Annotated in this window: 21 protein-coding genes; 19 read left to right on the top strand and 2 right to left on the bottom strand. The window is 59.6% G+C overall.

Translation table 11 applies throughout. The features are described 5' to 3' along the window. The first annotated feature begins 456 nt into the window (after positions 1 to 456). The 16 genes from dnaN to ENJ54_06200 all read left to right on the top strand — a co-directional run bounded on the left by dnaN (position 457) and on the right by ENJ54_06200 (position 18,969). Positions 457 to 1,584, top strand: a complete 1,128-nt coding sequence (gene dnaN / locus ENJ54_06275) for a DNA polymerase III subunit beta (protein ID HFC09438.1) — start codon at positions 457 to 459, stop codon at positions 1,582 to 1,584. An 88-nt stretch (positions 1,585 to 1,672) separates the two neighbouring features. Further along, positions 1,673 to 4,060, top strand: a complete 2,388-nt coding sequence (locus ENJ54_06270; protein ID HFC09437.1) for a hypothetical protein — start codon at positions 1,673 to 1,675, stop codon at positions 4,058 to 4,060. A gap of 322 nt (positions 4,061 to 4,382) precedes the next feature. Continuing rightward, positions 4,383 to 4,739, top strand: coding sequence for an NADH-quinone oxidoreductase subunit A (locus tag ENJ54_06265; protein ID HFC09436.1), 357 nt, complete (start codon positions 4,383 to 4,385; stop codon positions 4,737 to 4,739). Then, entirely contained in the window at positions 4,730 to 5,233 is a 504-nt protein-coding gene (locus ENJ54_06260; protein HFC09435.1) for an NADH-quinone oxidoreductase subunit B, read from the top strand. The genes ENJ54_06265 and ENJ54_06260 overlap by 10 nt, the downstream gene beginning before the upstream one ends. Continuing rightward, positions 5,230 to 5,742, top strand: coding sequence for an NADH-quinone oxidoreductase subunit C (locus ENJ54_06255; GenBank protein HFC09434.1), 513 nt, complete (start codon positions 5,230 to 5,232; stop codon positions 5,740 to 5,742). The genes ENJ54_06260 and ENJ54_06255 overlap by 4 nt, the downstream gene beginning before the upstream one ends. Before the next feature lie 71 nt (positions 5,743 to 5,813). Continuing rightward, positions 5,814 to 7,043, top strand: coding sequence for an NADH-quinone oxidoreductase subunit D (locus ENJ54_06250; GenBank protein HFC09433.1), 1,230 nt, complete (start codon positions 5,814 to 5,816; stop codon positions 7,041 to 7,043). Beyond that, positions 7,040 to 7,549 (top strand): NAD(P)H-dependent oxidoreductase subunit E, encoded by a 510-nt coding sequence (locus ENJ54_06245; protein ID HFC09432.1) that lies wholly within the window; start codon positions 7,040 to 7,042, stop codon positions 7,547 to 7,549. The genes ENJ54_06250 and ENJ54_06245 overlap by 4 nt, the downstream gene beginning before the upstream one ends. Positions 7,550 to 7,648: 99 nt before the next feature. Further along, complete coding sequence (gene nuoF, locus ENJ54_06240; protein HFC09431.1) at positions 7,649 to 8,911, top strand: NADH oxidoreductase (quinone) subunit F; 1,263 nt, start codon at positions 7,649 to 7,651, stop codon at positions 8,909 to 8,911. 3 nt (positions 8,912 to 8,914) lie between these two features. After that, positions 8,915 to 11,389 (top strand): NADH dehydrogenase (quinone) subunit G, encoded by a 2,475-nt coding sequence (nuoG, locus tag ENJ54_06235; GenBank protein ID HFC09430.1) that lies wholly within the window; start codon positions 8,915 to 8,917, stop codon positions 11,387 to 11,389. Between the two features lie 9 nt (positions 11,390 to 11,398). Next, complete coding sequence (gene nuoH / locus ENJ54_06230) at positions 11,399 to 12,403, top strand: NADH-quinone oxidoreductase subunit NuoH (protein HFC09429.1); 1,005 nt, start codon at positions 11,399 to 11,401, stop codon at positions 12,401 to 12,403. A gap of 75 nt (positions 12,404 to 12,478) precedes the next feature. Then, entirely contained in the window at positions 12,479 to 12,997 is a 519-nt protein-coding gene (gene nuoI / locus ENJ54_06225) for an NADH-quinone oxidoreductase subunit NuoI (protein HFC09428.1), read from the top strand. 36 nt (positions 12,998 to 13,033) lie between these two features. Further along, positions 13,034 to 13,537, top strand: coding sequence for an NADH-quinone oxidoreductase subunit J (locus ENJ54_06220; GenBank protein HFC09427.1), 504 nt, complete (start codon positions 13,034 to 13,036; stop codon positions 13,535 to 13,537). A 27-nt stretch (positions 13,538 to 13,564) separates the two neighbouring features. Then, entirely contained in the window at positions 13,565 to 13,867 is a 303-nt protein-coding gene (gene nuoK / locus ENJ54_06215) for an NADH-quinone oxidoreductase subunit NuoK (protein HFC09426.1), read from the top strand. 3 nt (positions 13,868 to 13,870) lie between these two features. After that, a complete protein-coding gene (locus ENJ54_06210; protein ID HFC09425.1) occupies positions 13,871 to 15,880 on the top strand; it encodes an NADH-quinone oxidoreductase subunit L in 2,010 nt (669 codons plus the stop codon). Between the two features lie 56 nt (positions 15,881 to 15,936). Next, the gene (locus ENJ54_06205; protein HFC09424.1) at positions 15,937 to 17,442 is read left to right on the top strand and encodes an NADH-quinone oxidoreductase subunit M; all 1,506 of its coding nucleotides are present in this window, start codon (positions 15,937 to 15,939) and stop codon (positions 17,440 to 17,442) included. Between the two features lie 84 nt (positions 17,443 to 17,526). Continuing rightward, a complete protein-coding gene (locus tag ENJ54_06200) occupies positions 17,527 to 18,969 on the top strand; it encodes an NADH-quinone oxidoreductase subunit N (protein HFC09423.1) in 1,443 nt (480 codons plus the stop codon). Between the two features lie 90 nt (positions 18,970 to 19,059). Here ENJ54_06200 and ENJ54_06195 read toward each other — a convergent pair whose 3' ends face one another. Beyond that, the gene (locus ENJ54_06195) at positions 19,060 to 19,818 is read right to left on the bottom strand and encodes a methyltransferase domain-containing protein (GenBank protein ID HFC09422.1); all 759 of its coding nucleotides are present in this window, start codon (positions 19,816 to 19,818) and stop codon (positions 19,060 to 19,062) included. Positions 19,819 to 19,845: 27 nt separating this feature from the next. After that, a complete protein-coding gene (locus ENJ54_06190) occupies positions 19,846 to 21,180 on the bottom strand; it encodes a hypothetical protein (GenBank protein ID HFC09421.1) in 1,335 nt (444 codons plus the stop codon). Positions 21,181 to 21,334: 154 nt separating this feature from the next. Here ENJ54_06190 and ENJ54_06185 point away from each other — a divergent pair, with 154 nt between their 5' ends. The 3 genes from ENJ54_06185 to ENJ54_06175 all read left to right on the top strand — a co-directional run bounded on the left by ENJ54_06185 (position 21,335) and on the right by ENJ54_06175 (position 25,375). After that, the gene (locus ENJ54_06185) at positions 21,335 to 22,693 is read left to right on the top strand and encodes a thiolase domain-containing protein (protein ID HFC09420.1); all 1,359 of its coding nucleotides are present in this window, start codon (positions 21,335 to 21,337) and stop codon (positions 22,691 to 22,693) included. A 13-nt stretch (positions 22,694 to 22,706) separates the two neighbouring features. Continuing rightward, entirely contained in the window at positions 22,707 to 23,261 is a 555-nt protein-coding gene (locus ENJ54_06180) for a Zn-ribbon domain-containing OB-fold protein (GenBank protein HFC09419.1), read from the top strand. A 188-nt stretch (positions 23,262 to 23,449) separates the two neighbouring features. Continuing rightward, positions 23,450 to 25,375 (top strand): AMP-dependent synthetase, encoded by a 1,926-nt coding sequence (locus ENJ54_06175; GenBank protein ID HFC09418.1) that lies wholly within the window; start codon positions 23,450 to 23,452, stop codon positions 25,373 to 25,375. Positions 25,376 to 25,482 lie beyond the last annotated feature (107 nt).

Here is a 25,482-nt window from a genome sequence, read left to right as displayed (position 1 = left end):
TCGGGGTGAGGGTGGGGGTTGGGGTGAGCGTGGGGGTGAGGGTGGGTGTGATGGTCGCGGTGGGTGGCAGCGGTGTGGGGGAAGGGCCGGGGGTGGGGTAGTAGTACCCCGGCGTGGGGGTGGAAGAAGCCGTGAGGGCAGGTGTGATTGTGGCCGTGTGGGTGGGGCGCGGCGTGGCCGTAGCCGCAGAGGGTGGCGCGTTCAATGCCGCGGCGATGCCAATGCAATAGCACGGCACGGTAGCCACGATTACCAATAGCAAGACGTAACGTAGCCGCAGTCGCCAGGGAGTCTCGTTCATGGCTCGGTGAGGAGAAGCGCGCCAGCCCCTGTCTGGCCGGGCTGTTCGGCCGTGGTGTTCATGTTGTAATGATACCACCAACGCCTGGAAATGAGGCTCTCATGGTATACTTACCTCAATAGAAGAAAACAACACGCTGCTTTGGGAGGGTAGCCATGAAGGTCATCGTCAAGCGGGAAGATCTGGCGCAGGGGCTGCGGGCTGTGGCGCGCGCCATTTCCAGCCGCACCACGTTGCCGGTGTTGAGCAACGTGTTGGTGGCGACCGACGAGAACCGTTTACGCCTTTCGGCCACCGACCTGGAACTCGCTATCACCGCGTGGGTGCCTGCCCAGGTGGAGGAAGAAGGTGCCACCACGGTGCCGGCGCGCACTTTTTCCGATTTGGTCGGCATTCTCTCGGCAGATGTGCTGCGGCTGAGTTACGACGATGACCGGCGCACTTTGCATGTGCATGGCGGCTCTTCCGAAACCGACATTCGTTGCATTGAAGCCGATGAATTCCCGCCCTTGCCTGCGCCGGAACTGGATGAAGGGGTAATGGTTTCGGTGGGCGATTTCCGTGAGATGGTGCAGCAGGTGGGCTTTGCGGCCTCCAGCGACGACGCCCGCCCGGTGCTGACCGGCGTTTTCCTGCAGGTGGAAGGCGGTACGCTGACCGCGGCGGCTTCCGATGGCTATCGCCTTTCGGTGCGTAAGCTGAGCGTGCAAAACGGCGGCGGGGCCGACCTTTCCCTCATCGTCCCCGCGCGGGCGCTCAACGAAGTGGCGCGCGCGGCTCGTGATGATGAGGAAGCCGTGGTGATGGTCGCGCCGCCGGGGCGCGGGCAGGTCGTGTTCCGGGTGGGCAGCGACGTTGAGGTGGTTTCCCAGCTCATCGAAGGCGAATACCCTCCCTACGAGCAAATCATTCCCCAGCGTTACACCACCCGCACGGTGGTTTCCACCGCGGCGTTTGTGAAAGCCTGCAAGCAGGCCGAGATTTTTGCCCGCGAGGGCACACAAAGCACCCGGCTCACCATCACGCCGGGGGGCGAAGTGCCCGGCGAGTTGCGCATTTCGGCGACTTCGGAAAGCACTGGCTCCAGCGAAAGCACCCTGACGGCCACCGTGGAAGGCGAACCGATTACGATTGCTTTCAACGTGCGCTTCTTGCGCGAGGCGTTGGAGGCCATTCGCACGCCAGAGGTGGCGTTGGAAACGACCGCACCGGCCAGCCCGGGCGTGCTGAAGCCGGTGGGGGCTTCTGATTTCATCCACATCATCATGCCAATGCACCTGTAAGCGGCATGAAGGGGTTTACCACCACACCTGACAGGGCCTCCCCTGTCAGGTTTGTTTTATCGGCAGGTGGTTTCAGGAGGTTGGGGCTATGACCATGCCTTTCGCTTCGACCGATCCATTGTGGCGTATCCGCCAGATTTTGCTGCAATATCCCATTCTGAGCAAGCGGGTGCGGCGGCGGATGCGGAAGGAACTGTTCCGTCGGGGGGTGGTTTCCAAAAAGGAATTCGAGGAAAAAGTGCGCGAGATGGCGATCGAATCTCAGCGGCGGGAAGGCATCCGCAACCCGTTTGTGGAAGAGCCTGCTGAAGTGTGGGAAGAGCGCCTGCAATGGGCTCGCGCCTACCTGACCGACTTTTATTTTGCTTACCATTTGCCTTTCAGCGAGTTTGACCGCATTTTGCGGGAGGTGCGGAATGAGCGCAACCCGACCGCAGATGCCGAGGAAGAGATTCTGAGCACCAATCTGGAACTCGCTCCGCGGGCGCAGCTTTTTGACGAGGCCTTTGCCATTGAAAAGATGCCGCCCGAAGAAGCCGCACGTTTCGAGGCGCGGTTGCAGGAAATCAAGGTGGTGCTCATCCGGGCGCTGATTAGCGACCAGTTGGGCTATGTGGGGTTGGCGAAGCACTGGCTGCGGGTCGAAGACCTGGACTACATTCGCCGCCGCAAAATCGGGCCGGGGAAAATCGGTGGCAAGGCAGCCGGTATGTTGCTGGCCTACCGCATTTTGCTTTCGGTGGGCGATGAGGAACTCAAGGCGCACATTCGCATTCCCGAGTCTTACTTCCTCGGTGCGGATGTGATGTATGCCTTCATGGCCCATAACGACCTGATGAAATGGGCGGTGCAGAAATATAAAACCGATGAGCAAATCCAGGCCGAGTACCCCCAGTTGCGGCAGGAATACCTGCAGGGCGACTTCCCGCCCGATATTCGGGCGCGTTTCGAGGAGCTGCTGCGGGAAGTTGGCGATAAACCCCTGATTGTGCGCTCTTCCAGCCTTTTGGAAGATAACTTCGGCACCGCCTTTGCCGGTAAATACGAAAGCCACTTTTTGCCCAACCAGGGTTCCTTGCAGGAAAACCTGCACGCGCTCATTCGGGCCATTGCCAGCGTGTATGCCAGCGGCTTGGGCCCCGACCCCTTGCTCTACCGGCGCGCGCGCGGGCTGGTGGATTACGACGAGCGCATTGCCGTGCTTTTGCAGGTCGTGGAAGGGGAAGCCTACCGGCATTATTACTTCCCCCACGCGGCAGGGGTGGCTTTCAGCCGCAACCTTTTCCCCTGGTCGGCGCAAATTCGGCAGGAAGACGGCTTTGTGCGGCTGGTGTGGGGGCTGGGCACGCGAGCCGTGGACCGGGTGGGGAACGATTATCCTCGCCTGGTGGCGCTGAGCCATCCGGAATTGCAGCCTACCGCTTCTGCCAGGGCGCGCCGCTATTATTCGCAGCGTTACGTCGATTTGATTGACCTGGAAGCCAACAACTTCCGCACGGTTGAGGTGCACGAGGTGCTGCAAGGGCGCTATCCGTTACTGCCATTGATTGCTTCGTTGGATGAGCAGGGCTATCTTGCCCCCTTGCACACCCAGCGGGTGCCCAAAGACCGCCTGCGCGATGTGGTGATTACTTTTGACGAATGGCTGCGCCGCACGCCCTTTGCCGAGCGTATGCGCACGATGCTCACCACGCTGGAACGCCATTATGGCGTGCCGGTGGACCTGGAATTTGCGGCGCACGTTGCCAACCCGCGGGCTTCCCGCCCTGAGGTGGACATCACCATTTTGCAGTGCCGTCCCCAGAGCCATTACCGCGCCCAGCGGGTGGCGATTCCCAAAAATTTGCGCCCTGAAGATGTGGTGCTGGAAACCTACAGCGTGATGCCGTATGGCCAGGTGGAAGGCATCCGTTATGTGGTTTTCGTGCCGCCGGAGGGCTATTTTGCCTTGCGAAGCGTCGAGCACCGCCGCCTGCTGACGCGCGCCATTGGCAAACTCAATAGCCTTTTGGCCGAAGAAACGTTCATTTGCGTGGGGCCTGGGCGGTGGGGCACCTCGAACCCCGATTTGGGCGTTTATGTCGGCTATGCCGACATTCACAACGCGCGGGCGCTGGTTGAACTCTCTGGCTACAAGGTTGGGCCGGCTTCTGAGCCTTCTTTGGGAACGCACTTCTTCCAGGACTTGATGGAAGCCCAGATTTACCCGCTTTCGGTTGATCTGGATGACGAGCGCACGGTTTTTCGGCACGAATTCTTCTACGAAACGCCCAACCGTTTGCACGACTTCCTGCCGGTAGAGCGGTGGGGTGCGATTGCGGGGGCGTTGCGGGTCATCGCGGTGGAAGATTACCGCGCCGGGCGGCGGCTCAATTTGGTGTTGGATGCTTTGCATCAGCACGGTGTGGCTTTTGTGGCGGAGGCGGGAGCAAAACCCCTGGCCGTGGAAGAGGAGGGCTTGCGTGGCGAGCCATAAGGGCTGTTCGGAGGCTTGTGTTGTGATGCCCTCGCGAGCCTCTTGAGCGGCAACCGAAGGGGGCTCTCGCGAAGGGGGCTTCGGTTGTGCTCAGCACCAATGCTTGGGCGAGGCTCGGCGCAGATGCTTTGGTGGAATTCGTCTGCCGTGACATCTCTGCAAAGCTTTGGGATAGGCTCTCAGCCGACGGCCGGGATGTGAGGGTTGTCACCAATTTGCCCCGCGCCTCTTGTGAAATTTGACACGGATATTCGTGCTGTGCTATACTTTCGCCACCGCAAGGCGTTGAAATCGCGCTTTTTCTTTTTACCGAGGCGTCCCTATGATGCTCGCATACATGCCCATTGCTTTGCTTTTGTTGTTTGCAACGGCGCTGGCTGTGCTGGTGGTCGTCATTGGTGATAGTTTTGGGCCGCGCCATCCGAACCGCGCCAAGTATTCACCATACGAATCGGGCATGACACCCCTGGGGGAAGGCACCCGCCGCCAGCCGATTCGCTTTTATCGCGTCGCGATGCTGTTCATCCTCTTCGACATTGAAGTGGTGTTCTTCCTGCCCTGGGCGGTGGTCTTCCGCAGCCTGGGGCTGTTTGGGTTGATTGAGATGGCTGTGTTCATCGCCATCGTGCTGGTGGGCTACATCTACGCCTGGAAGAAAGGAGCCCTGGAATGGGATTAGAGCATAAATTGGGCGACCTGGGCATCGTGACGACGACGCTGGAACAGGCTGTCAATTGGGGGCGCACCCGTTCCATGTGGCCGGCGTTGTTTGGCCTGGCGTGTTGTGCTATTGAGATGATGGCTGCCCAGGCTTCCCACTACGATATGAGCCGCTTTGGGATGGAACTCATGCGCGCCAGCCCCCGCCAGTCGGACTTGATGATTGTGGCGGGGCGGGTGAGCCGCAAAATGGCCCCCGTGGTGCGCCGCCTTTACGACCAGATGCCCGAGCCCAAATGGGTGATTGCCATGGGCGATTGTGCCTCTTGTGGCGGTGTGTTCAATAATTACGCCGTGTTGCAGGGCGTGGATGAGATCATCCCGGTGGATGTGTACGTCTCTGGCTGCCCGCCGCGCCCGGAGGCGCTGATTCATGGCGTGTTGACCCTCTATGAAAAGGTCAGGGGCGAAAAGTTGAGCGATTGGGCCGTGGTTGAGGAGGAGGCGGCATGAGCGAAGAGCGCATCCAAACCGTGGCTGCAACGCTGGCCGCACGCATGGGCACCGAGGTAGCCCATGAGAATGGGCAGGTGGTCGTGCGGCTGCCGCGTGAGCGTATTGTAGAGGCCGCCACGGCCCTGCGAGATGAATTCGGCTTTCAGGTGGCCGAAGACGTGACGGCGGTGGATTACTGGCAGCGCCGCGAGCCGCGCTTTGACCTGGTATATCACTTCTTCTCTTACGAACACGCCGACATGCTGACGGTGCGCGTGGCGGTGGATGAGGGCGACGAGGTGCCCAGCATTACGGGCGTTTTCCCCGGCGCAAACTGGTATGAGCGCGAGGTGTATGACTTGTTCGGCATTCCTTTCACGGGGCATCCTGATTTGCGCCGCATTATTATGCCCTACGATTGGGAAGGACACCCCCTGCGCAAAGATTACCCGCTGGGCTACGAGGAAGTGCAGTTTACCTTTAACTTCGATGAAATCCAGGGCCGCAAGGTCAAGGGGAAGAGGTAGGGTGTAGGTGTCAGGCGTCAGGTTCCTAACTCCTAACTCCTAACTCCCTCCCCACCTTCTACGAGGTTCTTATGCTCGAACCCATTGAAATTTCTGCCGAGGAATTGCAGCATCTGGTCTCTGAGCGCGCGTTGAAGGGGGAGACCGTGTTGCTCAACATGGGGCCGCAGCATCCCTCCACCCACGGTGTGCTGCGTTTGCTGGTGGAGTTGGATGGCGAGCAGGTGGTGAATGTCGTGCCCGATATTGGCTTCCTGCACACCGGCATCGAAAAGAACATGGAGGCGAAGCGCTACTGGCAGGCTGAGGTCATGACCGATCGGATGGATTACCTCAACCCGATCGGGAACAACTTGGCTTATTGCCTGGCGGTGGAGAAACTGACCGGCCTGGAGGTGCCCCCGCGGGCGCAGGCCATTCGGGTTATTCTCGCCGAATTGCAGCGCATTTCTTCCCATCTGGTCTGGTTAGGCACCCACTTGCTTGACCTCGGCGCGACTTCGCTGTTCCTTTACACTTTCCGAGAGCGCGAGTCCATTCTCGATATTTTCGAAATGGTTTCCGGGGCGCGGATGATGACGACGTACATTCGCCCCGGCGGGCTGTGGCGCGATGTGCCCGATGGTTTCGAGGAAACCGTGCGAGCGTTCCTCAAGGCCTTCCCGCGGCGGCTGAAGCAATACGAAGCCCTGGTGACCAAGAACCCGATTTATCGCGACCGCACGCGCCACATTGGTGTGCTTTCCAGGGAAGACGCTATGCGGTGGGGCGTTACCGGGCCGATGCTGCGGGCCTCAGGGGTGGCTTACGATACTCGCAAAGCCCGGCCGTATTGTGGTTACGAGCAGTATGATTTTGACATTCCCACCCAGGAAAGCGGTGATGTTTACGGCCGCTACCTCGTGCGGGTGGAAGAGATGCGGCAGTCGCTGCGGATCATCGAGCAGGCGTTGGATAACCTGCCCGGTGGGGCGGTGCGCAGCGACGACCGCCGTTACATGCCCCCGCCGCGCGAGGAAATCGGCGTGAGCATGGAATCGTTGATCCATCACTTCAAATTCTGGACGGAAGGGTTCGCGCCGCCGAAGGGCTCGGCTTATGCTGCGGTGGAATCGCCGCGCGGCACCCTGGCCGTGTTCATCGAAAGCGATGGCACGCCCCGACCGTACCGTGTGCATGTGCGCACGCCTTCGTTTGCTAATTTACAGGCGCTCCCCGTGATGGCAAAGGGCGCGATGATTGCCGATCTGGTGGCCATTGCGGGTAGCGTTGACATTGTTTTGGGAGATGTTGACCGGTGAGCAGCCTTGCCGAGAAGTATCCCGATGAAGTGCAGGCCATTTTGGCGAAGTACCCCCCGGAGCACAAGCGTTCGGCGGTCATGTCGCTGCTGTACCTTGCCCAGCGTGACGGTGGTGGCTACATTACCAAGGCGGCTATGGAAGACGTCGCAGAGATTGCAGGCATCAGCGTCAGCGAAGTGGCGGCGGTGGTGGGCTTTTACAGCCTTTACCACGATAAACCCGCAGGGCAATATCGCATTCAAGTGTGCACCGATGTGGCATGCGCCTTGCGCGGGGCCGATAAATTCGTGGCCGAGTTGTGTGACAACCTGGGCATCAAAATCGGTGAAACGACCCCCGATGGTCTGGTGACGGTGGAAGAGGTCAAGTGCCTCGCTGCCTGTAACCATGCCCCGGTATTCCAGGTGCAAACCCCCGATGGTCTGACTTATCATCAGGATATGGACATTCAAGCCGCGCTGGAACTTATCGAGCAATGGCGCAAGGAAAACACAAAGGCGTAAATTTCACGCCCACGGCGTACCACGACCAAGCCACCAGGTAACCAGGCAACCAGGTAACCAGGCAACCAGGTAACCAGGTAACCAAGTAACGAGGCATTTATGGCCGAACACATTTTGTTGCGACATCGCGACATCCCGAATATCAAAGACTTGGCGGTCTATCAGGCCCACGGCGGGTTCGAGGCCTTCCGAAAGGCCGTGACCGAAATGCAGCCCGATGAAGTCACCGAAGAGGTGAAGAAATCAGGGTTGCGCGGCCGCGGCGGTGCGGGCTTCCCCACGGGTTTGAAGTGGGCCTTTATGGACAAGCGCAACTGGCCCCATTATGTCATCGCCAACGGCGACGAATCGGAGCCGGGCACATTCAAGGACCGCGAAATTATGGAGAACAACCCCTTCCAGTTTTTGGAGGGGGTGGCCATCGCTTCGTATGCGGTTGGGGCTGAGCGAGCCTATGTTTACCTGCGCGGCGAGTTTTGGCATGTCGCCAAGTGGCTTGACCAAAAGATTGCCGAGATGGAAGCCGCGGGCCTGCTGGGCGACCATATCTTTGGCACCGATTACAGCCTGCGCATTTACACGCACCTGGGCGCAGGGGCTTACATCTGCGGCGAGGAAACCGCCCTGATGGAATCCATCGAAGGCAAGCGCGGTCAGCCTCGCTTGCGCCCGCCTTTCCCGCCGACGTATGGCCTTTACGGCAAGCCCACGGTCATCAACAACGTCGAAACGCTGACCAACGTGCCGATGATCATTGCCCACGGGGCCGATTGGTATCACACCTTTGGCACCGAGCGCAGCCCCGGCGTCAAGGTTTTCAGCCTTTCGGGGCGGGTGAACAAGCCCGGCAACTATGAACTGCCCCTCGGCACCATCTTCCGCGAACTGATTTTCGAGCACGGCGGCGGTATCATCGGCGGCAAGAAAATCAAGGCCATTATGCCCGCGGGGGCTTCCTCTTCGCTCTTGCCCGCCACCAACGAAGTGCTCGATACGCCCATGGACTATGAAAGCGTGCCTAAGGTCGGCGGCATGTTGGGCTCGGCTTCAGTCATTGTGCTCGACGAAACGGTTTCCATCACCTGGCTGGTGCGGAAGACCGTCAACTTCTTCCGCCATGAATCGTGCGGCAAATGCACCCCTTGCCGCGAAGGCACTTATTGGATGGAGCGGCTGACCGAGCGCATCGCTGCGGGCAAAGGCTCGCTCCAGGATGTGGAAACCCTCTACAGCGTTGCCAGGCAAATTCAGGGTAAAACCTTCTGCCCGTTGGGTGATTTCTCGACAATGGCGGTGGTCACCGGCATTGAACGCTTCCGCGAAGATTTTGACGCCGCGGTAAAAGCCGAGGCTTCGGAGTAAACGATGACGGATTCGGTAACTCTGACCATTGACGGCCAACAAATTACCGTCCCTGCAGGGCTCACGGTGGTCGATGCTGCCCGCCGCGCCGGCATTGAAATTCCGGTGTTTTGCTACCATCCGAAGATGGAGCCGGTGGGGATGTGCCGCATGTGCCTGGTGGAAATTGGGCGGCCGATGCGCGATCGCGCCACCGGTGAGTTCCTGCATGAAGAGGATGGCTCTATCAAAATTCAGTGGGGGCGCAAACTGGAAACCGCCTGCACCGCGCGGGTCATGGAAGGCATGGTGGTGCGCACCACCACCGACAAGGTTTCCGAAGCGCGCAAGGCTGTGCTGGAATTCCTGCTGACCTCGCACCCGTTGGATTGCCCCATCTGCGACAAGGGCGGCGAGTGCTCGCTGCAAAACCTGACGATGGCCTACGGGCCGGAAACCAGCCGCTTTTACTACGAAGACAAAGAGCGCGCGCCCAAGCATGTGCCGCTGGGCGACCTCATCATCCTCGACCGGGAACGCTGCATCAAGTGCTCCCGCTGCATCCGCTTCCAGAGCGAAGTGGTGGACGACCCCGTGCTCACTTTCTACCAGCGCGGTCACCACACCGATGTGGCTACCTTCTCCGACCCGCCCTTCGATTCCTATTGGTCGGGCAACACCACCGACATTTGCCCGGTGGGCGCGCTGACCACGGTGGACTTCCGCTTTGGCGCCCGCCCGTGGGAAATGCGCCCCGCGGCTTCGATCTGCACCCTTTGCCCGGTTGGCTGCAACTTGACCTTCGATGTCCGTCGCGAAGCCGCCTCGGGTGGCAAGATGGTCATCAAACGGGTGCTGCCCCGGCAAAACGAGCAGGTCAACGAAATCTGGATTTGCGACAAAGGCCGCTTTGCCGGTTATCATTTTGCCGAGAGCGCCGAGCGCCTGACCCAGCCGCTGGTGCGCAAAAATGATGAACTGGTGCCCGCTTCGTGGGACGAAGCGTTGCGCGCGGCCTCTCACGGCCTGGAGGCCGCCCGGGGGAAGTTCCTTGCCCTTGCCAGCGGCCGGCTGAGCAACGAAGATTTGTTCAACCTGGCGCGCCTTACCGACGCGTTGGGCGGCGTCAAGGCGCTGGATTCGTTTATAGCGGGCGGCGACCTGACCGCGCAGTTTGGCCTGGGCGAAGGCAGCAATCTCGCCGACCTTGGCCCTGGCGATACCATCGTGGTGGTGGCTTCTGACCTTGAGGAAGAGGCGCCGCTGTGGTGGCTGCGGGTGAAACAGGCGGCTGAGCGCGGCGCGACGCTCATCGTTGCCAACCCCCGCTTTACCAAAACCGAACGCTACGCGAAGTTTGCCCTGCGCTACCGCTACGGGCGGGAAGCCGAAATTGTGCTCGGGCTGGCAGACCAGGGTTGCAATTGCGGCGGCGAGGCCGTCAAAGCCGTTGCTGAGGCGGACAGGCTGGTGGTGTTCTACGGGCAGGAAGGCATAGGGCTGCGGGCTTCGCGTGCTTTAGCGCATGCGGTGGCTCACCTGCTGGTCAAAACCGGCCATGCAGGAAAACCTGGCAGCGGCATGGTGGGTGTGTGGCCGCGTGCCAACGACCAGGGCGCCTGGGATATGGGCTTCCGCCCGCAGGATGATCTGGCCGCAGCCCTCAAAGCGGCGAAGGCCGTGGTGGTGGCTGGCGCTGACCCCGCAGGCGACGACCCCGCCCTGGCAGCCGCCCTGGACGAAGCCGATTTCGTCGTCGTGCAAGAGCTTTTCCTCACCGAAACGGCCCGCAAAGCCGATGTGGTCTTCCCGGTGCTGGCTTACACCGAGCGCGGCGGCACCTACACCAACGGCGAACTGCGCGTCCAGCGTTTTTACCCGGCAGTGCCTGCGCCCGCGGGCCTTTTGGCCGATTTCGCCGTGACCGCCAGGGTCGGCGAGCGCCTGGGCGTGGTGCTGGAAGCCCGGTCGCCAGCGGCCATCATGCACCAGATTGCCGAAACCGTGCCGACTTACGCGAGCGTAACTTACGAGAAACTCGCCGAAGTGCGCGAACAATATCCGCTCATTCGCCGCACCGATTTGTATTACGGCGGTACGGCTTATGAAAACACCCGGGGGCTGGGGGTGGCGCTGAAACCTGCCGGGCGGGAAGGCGAAACACCATCTCTTGAAGCGCCAGCGGCCCCCGAGGCGCCGAGTGCGGCCCTGCTGGCGGTGCCCGTAACGCGGCTTTATGACCGTGGGGCGCTGGTAGGCCGGTCGGGCACGCTGGAGCCACGGCTGCCCCAGGGTGCGTTTGTGGTGCTGCACCCCGAAGAGGCTGCCCGCCGCGGCCTGGCCGACGGCGCGCAGGCTGCCCTCAAAGTTGCCGCGGGCACGTACGCGGTGACGGTGCGTCTCGATCGTCAGGCGCCGGAAGGCGTGGTGTTGGTGCCACGCTCGATGGGCGTACCGGTGGCGGAGATCGCGAGTTGCGAATTAGGAACTGCGAATTAGGAATTGCCCATGACCGCATCCATGTTCGGCATTTGGGCCATCAAGGCCGTGATACTCATCCTCATCCTGCTGACGGGCTTTGCCTATGCCACGTATTATGAGCGGAAGGCAATCGCCCGCATTCAAGCGCGCATTGGTCCTAATCGCGCAGGCCCGTGGGGCTTGCTTCAGCCGGTGGCCGACGGTGTGAAACTCATCTTCAAGGAAGAGTTCATCCCGGCCAAGGCCGACAAGGTGCTCTTCACGCTGGCCCCCATTATCACCGTCATCCCGGCCTTTCTCATCGGCGCGGTGATTCCGTGGGGTGGGGAAGTGCCCTTCTTTGGACGGACGGCGCATCTCTACCTGGCCGACATCAACGTGGCAACCCTTTACATTGTGGCTGTGGGGTCGCTGGCTGTGTATGGCATTGTGTTGGCGGGCTGGTCTTCCAACAACAAATATTCGTTGCTGGGTGGCTTGCGTTCCGCAGCCCAGATGGTGAGTTACGAACTGGCGCTGGGGCTGGCGCTGGTGGGGCCGATTCTGTTGGCCGGTTCGATGAGCCTGGTCAAAATTGTGGAAGCCCAAAAGCATGTGTGGTACATCCTTTACCAGCCGCTGGGTTTTGTGATTTTCGTGATTGCGGCGTTTGCGGAAATCAACCGCTCGCCGTTTGACCTGCCTGAAGCCGAGCAAGAACTGACCGGCGGCTATCACACCGAATATAGCGGTATGCGGTTTGCCCTCTTTTTCATGGCCGAGTACATTAAAGTGGTCGCGATGAGTGCCATCATTGCGGCGCTGTTCCTCGGTGGCTATTACGGCCCGGGTGTAGAGGCCTTCCCCTGGCTGGGGCCGGTGTACATGTTCCTCAAGATTTTGGCGCTGGTCTTCTTCGCTATTTGGACGCGTGCAACCTTGCCTCGCCTGCGCTACGACCGCCTGATGGCCTTCGGGTGGAAGGTGCTCTTCCCGCTGGCGTTGCTCAATGTGTTCCTCACTGCCATAGGCATTGTGGTGTTGGGCGGTTAGGCGTTGGAAGACGGGCACGAGGCAGCGAAGCAACCAGGCAACCACTTGACCAAGTCACGAATCAACGAGGCAACCATGTCTGTTTTTGAAGACATTTCGGCGATTTTCAAAGGTTATTGGACGACCTTTAGCCAGATGCTGGAAAAGCCGGTCACCATCCAGTATCCGGAAGAGCGGCGCCCAGTGCGGCCGCGTTTCCGTGGGCGGCACGTGCTGAAACGCTACGATAACGGGCTGGAGCGGTGCATTGGCTGTGCGCTGTGTGCGGCGGCCTGCCCTTCGGGCGCCATTTTTGTGGAAGCCGCCGAGAACACCGACGAGGAACGCTACTCGCCCGGTGAGCGTTATGCGCGGGTGTATGAAATTAACATGTCGCGCTGCATTTTCTGCGGCTATTGCATGGATGCCTGCCCGACGCAGGCGATCGTGCTGGAGCACGATTACGAATTGAGCTTCACCGACCGGCGGCAGGCGATTTACACCAAAGAGATGCTTCTCGACCCGGTGCCGCCGGGTGGCAAGCCGACCCCCCAGAAGACCGAGGGCGGCGTGGATATGCCCCCTGTGCCCCAAGTTGTGGTGAAGCGAGAATGAATCGCGACCGGCGAATGGCGAAATGTGGAGTTTTCCATGAGCGTTGATCTGCTTGTTTTGCTGGTGTTGGCTCTGATTGCCATTGGCGCAGCGTTGGGGATGTTGTTTTCCCGCAACGTGGTGTATGCTGTGCTTTTCCTTGTGCTGGTGATGTTGACCCTCGCCGTGCTTTACCTGATTCTGGGCGCGCCGTTTTTGGCCTTGGCTCAGGTCACGGTCTACGCGGGGGCCATTATGGTGCTTTTCCTCTTCGCGGTGATGATTTTGGGGCCGCAAAAACTGACCGAAACAGGTGGCCCCATTGGTTGGCAACGCCCGTTGGCGTTTGGGCTGACGGTGCTCTTTTTGGCTGAGGTGATTTATGCGTTTGCGGCAAAGGTCGGCGGGTTGGGCGCGTTGAACTGCGCTGAGGCTGGCTTGGGCAGCCCGACGGCGATCGGCCATTTGCTTTTCAACCGCTACCTGCTGCCGTTCGAGGTGACTTCGGTGCTCTTGCTGGTCGCAGCGGTTGGCGCTGTGGTGTTGACTCGCGAGCAATGACAGGCGGTTGAAGAAAACGAGGCGATCATGGTCCCTACAAATTATTTGCTTGCGCTTTCGGCGGTGTTGTTCATCATTGGGGTTGCGGGCGTGTTGGTGCGCCGCAATGCCCTGGTGATTTACATGGCGATTGAGTTGATGCTCAACGCTGCTAATCTGGCTTTTGTGGCTTTTGCCGCCGAGTTTGGTGCGGTCGATGGCCAAATTGCCGTGTTCTTTGTGATGACGGTGGCGGCTGCTGAAGTGGCCGTGGGCCTGGCAATTTTGGTCACGATTTTCCGTACCAAACAGTCGATTGATATTGACACGCTGCACCGGTTAAAGGGATAGCCCATGTTTCTCAGCGAAGTGACGAACCATTCGGGCACGTTTTTCTACCTTGTCCCCTGGGCAGTGTTCTTCCCTGTCTTGGGGTTGTTGTTCAACATGGCGTTTGGGCGCCGCATTGGTGAGCGCGGGGTGGCGGCCGTAGCCGTGACGGCTTCGGGGCTTTCTTTCGTGATCTCGGTGCTGATGTGGCTGTCTTTGCGCGTCCAGCCTGCGGGAGCCACGGTGCCGTTCCTCTCGTGGATGACGGTGGTGGATGTATCATGGGCGTTCCGGGTCGATACCCTGGCGGTGACGATGATGCTGGTGGTTTCCGGCGTGGGAACGCTCATCCACCTCTACGCGGTGGGCTACATGCACTACGATGTCCGCTACAAGGGCGACCCCGGACGCTACGCGCGCTTTTTCGTCTTCCTCAACCTTTTCATCGCCTCGATGATGATTTTGGTCACGGGCGATAGTTATTTGATGCTCTTTGTGGGGTGGGAAGGCGTCGGGCTGTGCTCGTATTTGTTGATCAGTTTCTGGTTTGAATATGACACCAAGGGAAACCTGAGCACTGCCAACGCGATGGCAGGCAAAAAGGCGTTCATTGCCAACCGCATTGGCGACTTCGGCTTCATGACGGCCATGTTTTACATGTTTACCGTCTTCGGCACTCTGAATTTCGAAAAGGTGTTTGCGGAAGCGCCAGCGGTGGCGCAGAGCCATCCCCAGAGCATTTTGATCATCACGCTGTTGCTGCTTTTGGGTGTGACGGGGAAATCGGCGCAGATTCCGCTGTATGTGTGGCTGCCCGATGCCATGGCAGGCCCGACCCCGGTTTCGGCGCTCATCCACGCCGCCACGATGGTGACCGCGGGTGTGTATTTGGTGGCGCGCTCGCACGTGCTCTATGACCTCGTGCCGACGGCACAACATGCGGTGGCGCTGATTGGCGCGCTGACGGCGTTGTTTGCCGCGACGATTGCCGTGGCGCAGAACGATATCAAGAAAGTGCTGGCGTATTCCACCATTTCGCAGCTGGGCTTTATGGTGGCAGCGGTGGGTGTGGGCGCGTATGTGGCAGCCATGTTCCACCTGATTGCTCACGCTTTCTTCAAAGCATTACTCTTCCTCGCGGCGGGCTCGGTCATCATCGCGATGGAACGGGCGCATCACCCCTTGCCCGAAGAAGGAGGGCACGAGGGGCATCACAGCGACGACCCGCCCGACTTTGACCCCCAAGATATGCGCTTCATGGGCGGGTTGCGGAAGGTCATTCCGGTGACCTTCTGGACGTACCTTATCGCAGGTCTGACGCTGGCAGGCATTCCGCCGCTGGCAGCCTTTTTCTCGAAAGATGAGATTATTGCCGATACCAGGGCGGCTTTCCCTCTGGTATACTGGTTACTGGTTGTGGCGGCCTTCCTGACCGCGTTTTACATCGGCCGACAGATTTTCCTGGTGTTTTTCGGGAAGCCGCGCAGCCATGCGGCCGCGCACGCGAAAGAGAGCCCGTGGACGATGACCTCGGTGCTGGTGGCGTTGGCTGTGCTCTCGGCGGCGGGTGGCTTGCTCAACTGGCCGCACCCCTACCTGGCGGAATGGCTGGGACACACTTTCGGCGAGGTGGAAGCCGGCGGCCTCAACCCGCTGGTGGCAAGCATGTCGGCGACCATCGCGGTGGTTTCGTTGCTGCTGGCGTGGTGGCTCTATGGCAAGCGCCCGCTGGAAAGCGCTGCCCAACCTGACCCGCTGCAACGCCCCTTGGGCTGGCTGTTCACTGCCATGCAGGCCAAGTGGTGGGTGGACGAACTGTACTGGGCTGTGGTGCTCAACCCCTATATTGCCCTCTCGCGGCTCTCGGCGGCTTTTGATGTCTGGTTCATTGACACCGCCGTCAACGATACAGCCTGGTTGACCGACTTCGTGGGCAGGAAAATCGCCCGCTGGCAAACGGGTTTTGTGCGCAATTACGCTTTGAGCGTGTTTGTGGGTGTTTTGCTCATTTTCACTTATCTGTTATGGCGGTAAAATTGTACCGCCGCGTTTACGCGTTGGAAGAATCCTACTAAAGGCGAGGTAGCATGATGGACTTCCTGATGAATCCGCTCAACTTGATGACCTTCTTCCCTCTGGTGGGTGTGGCAATCATTTTGCTCATCCCGCGGGAACGCAAGGACGCCATCCGCTGGGTCGCGGTGGTGACTTCGCTGGTGTCGTTCTTTGTGTCCCTGTGGATGCTGAGCATGTTCCACGCCAAAGACCCCGGCTTCCAGATGGTGTACGACAAAATCTGGATGAAGGCGGGTGGTTTCGAGATTCATTACGCCCTGGGCGTGGACGGTTTGAGCATTTTGCTGGTGTTGTTGACCACCCTGCTGACGCCGATTTCGATTTTCTCGGCGTGGACGGCGATTGAAGACCGTGTGAAGGAATTCGCCATTGCCTTCCTGGTGATGGAAGTGGGCATGTTGGGCGTGTTCCTGGCGCTGGATTTGTTCACTTTCTTCGTGTTCTGGGAATTCAGCCTGGTGCCGATGTACTTCATCATCGGGATTTGGGGCGGCCCGCGGCGGACTTACTCGGCCATCAAGTTCATGCTCTATACGATGGTAGGTTCAGTGCTGATGCTGCTTGCCATTTTGTGGCTGGGTTTGAGCCAGGGCACTTTCTATTTGCCTGACTTGCTGGCCAAGGGCGTGAACCTGCCGCTGCACCTTCAGTCGTGGCTGTTCCTCGCCTTTGCACTGGCTTTCGCCATCAAGGTGCCGATGTGGCCGCTGCACTCGTGGTTGCCCGATGCCCATGTGGAAGCCCCGACAGCCGGCTCTGTGATTCTGGCGGGCGTGCTGCTGAAAATGGGCACTTATGGTTTCCTGCGCTTCAACCTTTCCCTGTTCCCTGAAGCGTCGGTGAAGTTTGCTGTGCCGATTGCGGTGCTGGCGATCATTGGCATCATCTATGGCGCGATGGTGGCTTATGCCCAAAAGGATTTCAAGAAACTGGTGGCCTATACCTCGGTGAGCCACCTGGGCTTTGTGATGCTGGGCTTGTTTGCCCTCAACCCGATGGGCATCGCGGGCGGCATCTTGCAAATGATCAACCACGGTATCAGCACGGGCGCTTTGTTCCTTATCGTGGGTATCATTTACGAACGGACCCATACCCGCGACCTGAGCGCCTTTGGCGGTTTGTGGAAGATCATGCCGATTTACGGCGCTTTTTCGCTGGTGGTGGCGCTTTCTTCCATGGGCCTGCCCGGCCTGAATGGGTTTATCGGTGAGTTCACCATCTTGATGGGTGCTTTCCAGTCGCCGATTCTTGGCCCGCTCTTTGCCATTAGCGCGGCGGTTGGCATTGTGCTTGCCGCGGTGTATATCCTGGTGATGCTGCAAAAGGTCTTCTTGGGCCCGGTGAAGGAAAAGAACCTGGGGCTGAAAGACCTCAACTGGCGCGAGATTACCGTGCTGTCCGTGCTGACGGTGTTCATCTTCTGGATTGGCTTGCACCCGGCGCCGTTCTTCAACCTGATGATGCCGGCGGTTGAAAAACTGGCGCATGGTTTGCAGGTCGCGGCCGTGGCGATGCATTAGATTGTTTTCGGTGGGGGGTGAGCAGTGCTCGGTGCCCCGTCACTGCTCACCGCTCACCGTTCACTTCTCACTGTGAGGCCACTCATGACCTTTTCCGACCTTTCCACCCTGTTGCCTGAGATCGCACTGGTGATTTGGGCGAGTGTGTTGCTGCTGGTGGATTTGTTCATCCCAAAGGCGCGCAAAGGCTGGACGGCCTTTTTGGCCGTGCTGGGCCTGGCGCTGGCCTTCGGGATGGCAGTGGCGCAGGGTGGTGGTGTGGGGGCTGGCTTCCATGGGATGGTGGTCTCTGATGGTTTTGCCACCTTTTTGGAAGCCTTGCTGGCGCTGAGCGGCGCGTTGGGCATTCTGCTGGCGTACGATTATCTGAAGCGTCAGCAGATGGTGCGCGGCGAGTATTACACCTTGCTGCTGTTCTCGGTGGCAGGGATGATGTTGATGGCAAAAGCCGCCGATTTGATGGTGATGTTCCTGGCACTGGAACTGCTTTCTATCCCGTTGTATGTGCTTACGGCTTTTGCCCGCCCGCGCGAAATTGGCGAAGAGGCTGCTTTGAAGTATTTCTTGTTGGGCGCGTTTGCGGCGGCTTTCTTCGTGTATGGCATTGCCCTGACCTATGGCGCCACCCAGACCACGCAAATTTCCGGCATTGCCGCAGCAGTGGATACCGGCCGTGCCAACCTGACGCTGCTGGCGTTTGGTGCGGGCTTGCTGCTGGTAGGTTTGGGCTTCAAGGTGGCAGCGGTGCCTTTCCATATGTGGACGCCTGATGTGTATCAGGGCGCGCCTTCGCCGGTCACGGGCTTTATGGCAGCGGGGGCCAAGGTGGCTGGTTTTGCTGCTTTGCTGCGGGTGCTGGTGCTGGCTTTCCCCGTGTTGGGCAGTCAACTGACCCCCATTGTGTGGGTTTTGGCCCTGCTCACGATGGTCGTCGGCAACCTGGCCGCTTTGGCGCAAAAGAACATCAAGCGCATGCTGGCTTATTCCAGCATCGCCCACGCGGGCTACATGCTGGTGGCAGTGGTTGCTTTTGCCGATGCCAGGGTGGCGCCGATGGCTGTGGCAGCAGTGTTGTTCTACCTCGGCGCTTACGCGTTGACCAACTTTGGCGCGTGGGCTGTGGTGATTGCCGTGGAGCACGCGGAAGGTAAAGGGCTGGAAATTGCCGATTACGCGGGCCTGGGGCGCAAGCATCCCTGGCTGGCACTGGCAATGACCATTTTCATGCTCTCCTTTGGTGGCTTCCCACCGACGGTGGGCTTTGTGGGCAAGTTTTATTTGTTCCGTGTTGCCTTAGACGCCGGCTATGTCGGCCTGGCGATTGTGGGTGTGTTGGCCTCGGTTGTGTCGGTGTATTATTACATGCGGGTTGTGACGACGATGTACATGAAAGAAGGAGAGGCCGAAGCGCATGGCGACGCCTGGCTGAATGTGGGTGTGGCGCTCACCGCACTGGCAACGATTTTCTTTGGCATTGTCACTGCGCCTGCCCTGCATTGGGCGTTGCAGGCGGTGCTGCACTTGTAAGGTTGTGAGAGCGGAAGGTCAATTTATCAAAATCAAACGCCCCGCATCCAAGCGGGGCGTTTTTGTTTTGCCAGGTGATTGTTAGCGCGGCTATGAGGAAGGGGCTGCTTTTCGCCGGGCACTGATGAAATGCCAGGGCATGAGCAATGGCCCAGAGATTTGCAGGCGGCGGCCGTTGGCCAGTTTCTCGGTATAGGTGCCCATGACTTTTTTCTGTGGCTTGGGTAGGTCAATGTCAATTTCGAAAGGGGTGTAGCGGAAATCGTGGTAGCCACGGTCGGCGAGAAACTGTTCGATGACGGGCAGCGAGTAGATGTTGTAGAAGCTTTGGGTGTAAGGCTCTAAACGCTCGGTGTATTCCTTGATCTCGATGGTGCAAGAGACCAGCCCGTCGTAGAACAGCGAGGAAAGCGCGAGCCAGGGGGCTTCTAAGGCGCACATGGCTTCAAGCGGTTCTTCGAATGCGGGTAACCAGCTGAGGGTTTGCAACGAAATCACCCCGTCGAAAGCGCCCATGTATTTGGAATCCAGGGCATAAATATCACCCACTTCCAGGCGGCAGTTGGTGATGCCGTGTTCCTGGAAGAAAGCATTGCCTTTTTGAACGAGTTCTGGGTTGAGGTCAACCCCCACAAACGTGCAGTGAGGATAACGCAAACTCATGTAATAGAGCGTTGCCCCTTGCCCTGCCCCCAGATCCAGGATGCGGAGGTGGCTTTCTTTGTGGATCAGCCCAAGGGTCTCTAACCAGTCGCAGAAGGCTACGGTGCTTCGGTAGGGTTCTTTGAATTGTCGCTCATGGTAGGCCGTGTTGACTTTCTCAATCCATTCGGTCGTTCGCTTTTGCATGGGTGGTTCCTCCTGGGATGAGGGGGGCTAACCCCCGCCTTGGAGCGTGCGCAACAGCGACCACCCTGGCCCAAAATGAGGGTTCAGTTGGACGGCTTTGCGTGCGTCATCCAGGGCACGTTGGTGTTGGCCCACAGCTTCTTCTGCCCGCGCGCGCCAGTAGTAACTTTCTTCCAGAATGGGCTCGCTCATCGCATCCAGGGTGCTGGTGGCCAGGTTGATGACATCCTGATAGCGCCCGCTGTAATAATAGGCGAAATAAGGGCCGGTTTGATACCACATCATCCGCCAGGGGCGTTCCTTTTCGGGCAGTTGTGCATAGAGGGCGAAGGCCTGGTCGTAGGCGTGAGCGGCGTCGACGTATTCGTGCAGCCAGACGTGGCTGGTGCCGACGTTGAACCACGCGAAGAACAGCGCTTGCCCTTCCAACGTTTGGGTTTCCTGTTGGGCGATTTCCAGCGCGTGTCGGTAAGACCAGTTGGCGTCAGCCCACGGGCCGAGCACGGCCATCAGGTTGGCTTCCACACTTTTGTCATATGGAATAAGGAAAAGGTCGTTGAAAGCCCGCCAGTCATAGGCAAAGGCATCGTAAGTGAGTTCATAATCGGGGCCGCGGTAGGAATCATAGGTGATGAAGACCCCTTTGGCGTCGTCGTAGCCCACCACCAGTTCATAATGTCCCATCCAACCCTCGAACCCGGCGCCGTGGAAGCCTTTTTCGACCATCACCGGGAAGCCGTTGGCAAGCAGGGTTTTCAAAAGGTGCTCGTCGCCGCCCATGCGCCACAGGAAGCCGTAAGGCGTCTTTTGGAGGACGTAATCCTGCATTTCATAGGGCGAGACGTTTTTATCTCGCGGGTTGGGTTTGAGGAATTCGGCCGGCCCGGTTTGGAAACCCTTCCAGCCCCAGTAGGAAAGCGCCATGCTCAGCGTGGCCGGGCCGCAGTTGTTCCATTGCTGGAACTCGTGCCGAATGCCCTTGAGATGGACTTGGGCAGGCAACGGTGTGGGGCTGGGTGTGGGAGAAGGTGTGACCGTGGGCGTGGCTGTGGGCCCCGCCGTGGGGGTGGGCGTAGGGGTGAGGGAAGGGGTCGGCGTGGCGAGGGCTACGGCAGTGGCCGTCATGGCCTGGATGGTGGCACCCACGGCCGTTGCCACGCTTTGCCCTTGGGGGACAAAAACTTGCTGCTGGGGAGGATGCAGCGCGTATTTCACCCGCGCTCGCGCCAGGCTGAGGTAGATTGCGCTACGTTGTTCCACTTTGGGAAGGACCAGCCCTGCCACCCCCCCTATGCTAAGGCCGGCGATGAAGATAACCAGAGCAACGAGCATACGCTTTTGGGCTTGCGAGAGCCTTTGCATGGCGCAATTTTACTACACCCTTCGGAAAATCGCTTTTGAAGGGGCTGTTGCTCCCCCTGGATTTACCAAAGTTGTTATACAATGGAAGCACGACCGCAGTGGCGCGGCAGTGTGCCTGGTGCCGCGTGGAACCTTTGTTTCAAGGAGGTTGTTCATGAGAACCGTGTACGCAGTTGCCGGGGGGGTGAGTAAATTTACCAAAGCGCGGCCTGATAAGACTTTCCCCGCGCTGGTGAAAGAGGCCTATGACTACATGCTCAATGACATTGGCATCGAACACCCCAAGTTTTTCGAGATTGTCGATGGCTCGGTGGTTTCCTATTTCTCCGACCACTTCACTCGCCAGTTGATGGCCGGCATCATGGTGCAAGATTATCTCGGCCTGGTGCCTAAGCCCTCGCATCGTGTGGAAGGCGGTGGGGCAACCGGCGGGTTATGCTTTCAGGAAGCCTACAAGTCGGTGGCTTCGGGCGACATGGACGTGGCCCTCGCGATGGGCTTTGAGACGATGTCGCATGTCAACACCTGGAAGGGTAACGAATTCATCGCCTTGGCCTCCGATACGAACTTCGACTACCCCGTGGGCGGCTTCTACTCGGGTTACTACGCGATGATGGTCACGCGGCACATGAAAGAATTTGGTACGACGGTGGAGCAACTGGCGCATGTGTCGGTCAAGAACCACATGAACGCCTATTACAACCCTTATTCGCAGAAGCGCCGCCGTTTGACGATTCAGGATGTCCGCAACGCGCCGATGGTGGCCTGGCCGCTGACACGGCTCGATATCTGCGTGATGAGCGACGGCGCGGCGGTGGTGCTCTTAGCCAGCGAAGAGGGGCTGGCGAAACTGGAAAAAGCCGCCGGACGCAGCCTGCCGAAGGTCAAAGTGGCTGCCATTGGCCGCGGCACCGACGCCATGCGCATGGCCGACCGCCCCCATCAGTCCTTTGAAGATTTCTACCGCTACAACGCCCTGCCCAACGAAATGGATGACGATTCGCGGGCTTACTACAAGGAATTGTGGGCGCATGGCTTCCGCTACCCGGGCGTGCATTCCTTCCGCGCGGGCCGCATGGCTTCCAAACTGGCTTACGAACGCGCTGGCATCACTGACCCCCGCAAAGAGCTGGATTTCATCGAACTTCACGATGCCTACACCAGTTCCGAAATTCAAACTTACGAAGATATGGGCCTCTGTCGCTACGGCGAAGGCGGGCCCTTTGCCGCCTCGGGCAAAACCTTCATGCCAACGGTGGACTACGGCCTCGACTTTCCCGAGAAGCCGGAGATTCCGGTCAACCCCTCGGGTGGCCTGATTGCCTGCGGTCATCCTGTGGGCGCAACGGGCTTGATGCAGGCTGTGTTCGCCATCTGGCAGTTGCAGCATCGCATCAAAGACCACTTTGGCAACGACACCTTGCAGGTGCCCAACGCCAGGCGCGGCGCAATTCATTCCCACGCGGGCACGGGCACTTACGTCACCGTCAGCATCCTGGAACGCGAAGAGTAATCGGAGGAAGACGATGAGCGACAAACCCATCAAACGCAAAATGGAAGAAACGGAGGACGGGGCGATTATCTATAATGTGCCCTTCCCCAGCGAACTGACGCCTGAGGCGCTGCAAGACCTGAAGAAGATGCGCCCCATCATCGTCAAAAGCCCGTACAGCATCAACTACATCCACTCCTACGGGCAGGATTCGCCGTGGTTCGCGGGCGTTGCCAACAAGGTGCTGCTGGGTTCCCGCCAGCCGGAAACCGGCTACACCTACGCCACCCCGCGCGGCCACGACATGTACACCGGCAAGGAAAACGATTGGGTGGTGCTTCCCCAGGAAGGCAAAATTCACGCCTTTACCGTCTGCCACTTTGGCTCGGAAGCCTTCCTCCCCGAAACGCCCTTCGTGCTGGTGCTGGTGGAATTCGAGGGCGCCGATACGCTGTTCTTAGGCCGCATGATCGGCGTTGATCCCAACGACGCCAGCCTGGATTGGATTGGGATGAAAGTGAAAGCCAAATTCCGCCGCCTGAGCAAGTTCAAGCCCACGGATGTGTACTTCGTTCCCGCGGAAGAGTAGATAGGCAAGGTTAGGAGGATAGGGAGATAGGAACCTAACTTCCTATCCTTCCTATCCTCCCTAACTCGCCATTCGCCATTTCCCTCCTCCCCCGGAGGTGCTCTATGCCTGAAGATTTTGACCTTGGCGGTGAAATCGTCTGGCGTCCTACACCGGAATATCTGGAACGCGCCCACCTGACCCACTTTATGCGCCAGCACGGCATCGCCGACTATGACGAACTCATGCGCCGCTCGACGGAAGATGTGGCCTGGTTCACCAAAGCCGTGCTGGATTATCTGGACATCCAGTTCTACCAGCCCTATGAGCAGGTGGTGGACCTTTCCCGCGGCATCCAGTGGCCGAAATGGTGCGTGGGCGGCAAGATGAACATCGTCCACAACTGCCTTGACAAATGGGTAGAAGACCCGCAACACGCCGCCGAAGCCATTGCCCGCTGGGAAGGCGAGGGCGGCGCAGCGCCTGAGCACCGCATGGCCTTCATTTGGGAAGGCGAAGAAGGCGCGACGCGGGCGGTTTCCTACGCCGAACTGTACCGCATGGTGAATCAGGCGGCCAACGCGCTGCGCTCCCTCGGCCTCGGCAAGGGCGACGCGATCGGCGTTTATATGCCCATGGTGCCCGAAATCGTGGTTGCCATGCTGGCGATTGCCAAAATCGGCGGCATTTTCCTGCCCCTGTTCAGCGGCTACGGCGTGGACGCGGTGGTCACCCGCTTGAAAGACGCCGATGCGAAGGCGCTTTTCACCGCCGACGGCTTCTACCGCCGCGGCAAGGTGGTGCAGATGAAAGCCGTGGCCGACCAGGCCGCCGCGCAGGTGCCTACCCTGAAGCACATGATTGTGCTCCGCCGGGTGGGCAACGAGGTCGCCATGCAGGAAGGCCGCGACCACTGGTGGGACGAGTTGGTGCCTTCCCAGCCCGCGGAAGCCGAAACCGAAATCACCGATGCCGAAGATATTTTGATGATCATCTACACCTCGGGCACCACCGGTCGCCCCAAAGGCGCGGTGCACACCCACTGCGGCTTCCCCATCAAGGGCGCGCAGGATATGGCCTTCGGCATGGATGTGCATCCGGGCGACCTGATCTGGTGGATGACCGACATGGGCTGGATGATGGGGCCGTGGCTGGTTTACGGCGCGCTGGCCTTAGGCGCGGCTTTCTTCATGTACGACGGCGCGCCCAACTACCCCGAAGTGGACCGCGTGTGGGCGTTAGTGGAACGCCACGGCGTCACCCACCTGGGGCTTTCCCCGACCTACGTCCGCGCCATCATGCCCGAAGGGCTGGAGCCGGTCAAGAAGCATGACCTTTCCAGCCTGCGCTTCTTCGGCTCCACCGGCGAACCGTGGAACCCCGACCCGTGGATGTGGCTTTTCCAGGAAGTCGGCGAGGGCAAGCGCCCCATCATCAACTACTCCGGCGGCACGGAAATTTCCGGCGGCATCGTGATGGGCAACCCGGTGCTGCCCCTCAAGCCGTGCGCGTTTTCTGCGGCCTGCCCTGGCATGGCGGCAGACGTGTTCGACGAAAACGGCCAGCCCGTGCGCAATCAGGTGGGCGAACTGGTCATCAAGGCCCCGTGGGTGGGCATGACCCGCGGCTTCTGGAAAGACCCCGACCGCTACATCCGCACCTACTGGTCGCGCTGGCCGAATGTGTGGGTGCATGGCGACTTTGCCCTGATTGACGAAGACGGCATGTGGTACATCCTTGGCCGCTCCGACGACACCATCAAGGTCGCTGGCAAGCGCCTGGGCCCGGCGGAAGCCGAAAGCGCGGTGGTGGCGCATCCCGATGTGGTGGAAGCCGCCGCGGTGGGCGTTCCCGACCCGGTGAAGGGGCAGGCGCTTGTGGTGTTCTGTGTGCTGCGCGCGGGCGTGGAGCCGAGCGACGACCTGCGCGCCGAATTGCGCGCCCGCCTGGTCGAGGCGCTGGGCAAAGCCCTGGCACCCAAGGCGATTGAATTCGTGCCCGACCTGCCCAAGACCCGCAACGCCAAGGTGATGCGCCGCATCGTCCGCGCCGCCTACATCGGCGAGCCTGTGGGCGATACCAGCGCCCTGGTCAACCCCGAAGCCGTGGAAGCCATCGCGGCGTTGAGAAGATAGTTGCCTGGTTACCTGGTTACATAGTTACCTGGTTACATAGTTACCTGGTTGCACTCCTTACCCAAGTAACCAGGTAACCAACCAAGTAACCAATCCCCCAATCCCCC

This window comes from Chloroflexota bacterium (genome assembly GCA_011322445.1).
In the GTDB taxonomy this organism is placed as follows: Bacteria; Chloroflexota; Anaerolineae; order Anaerolineales; family DRMV01; genus DRMV01.
The sequence above is the reverse complement of the archived record's forward strand: the minus strand, read 5'-3'. Positions and strand labels throughout refer to the sequence as shown.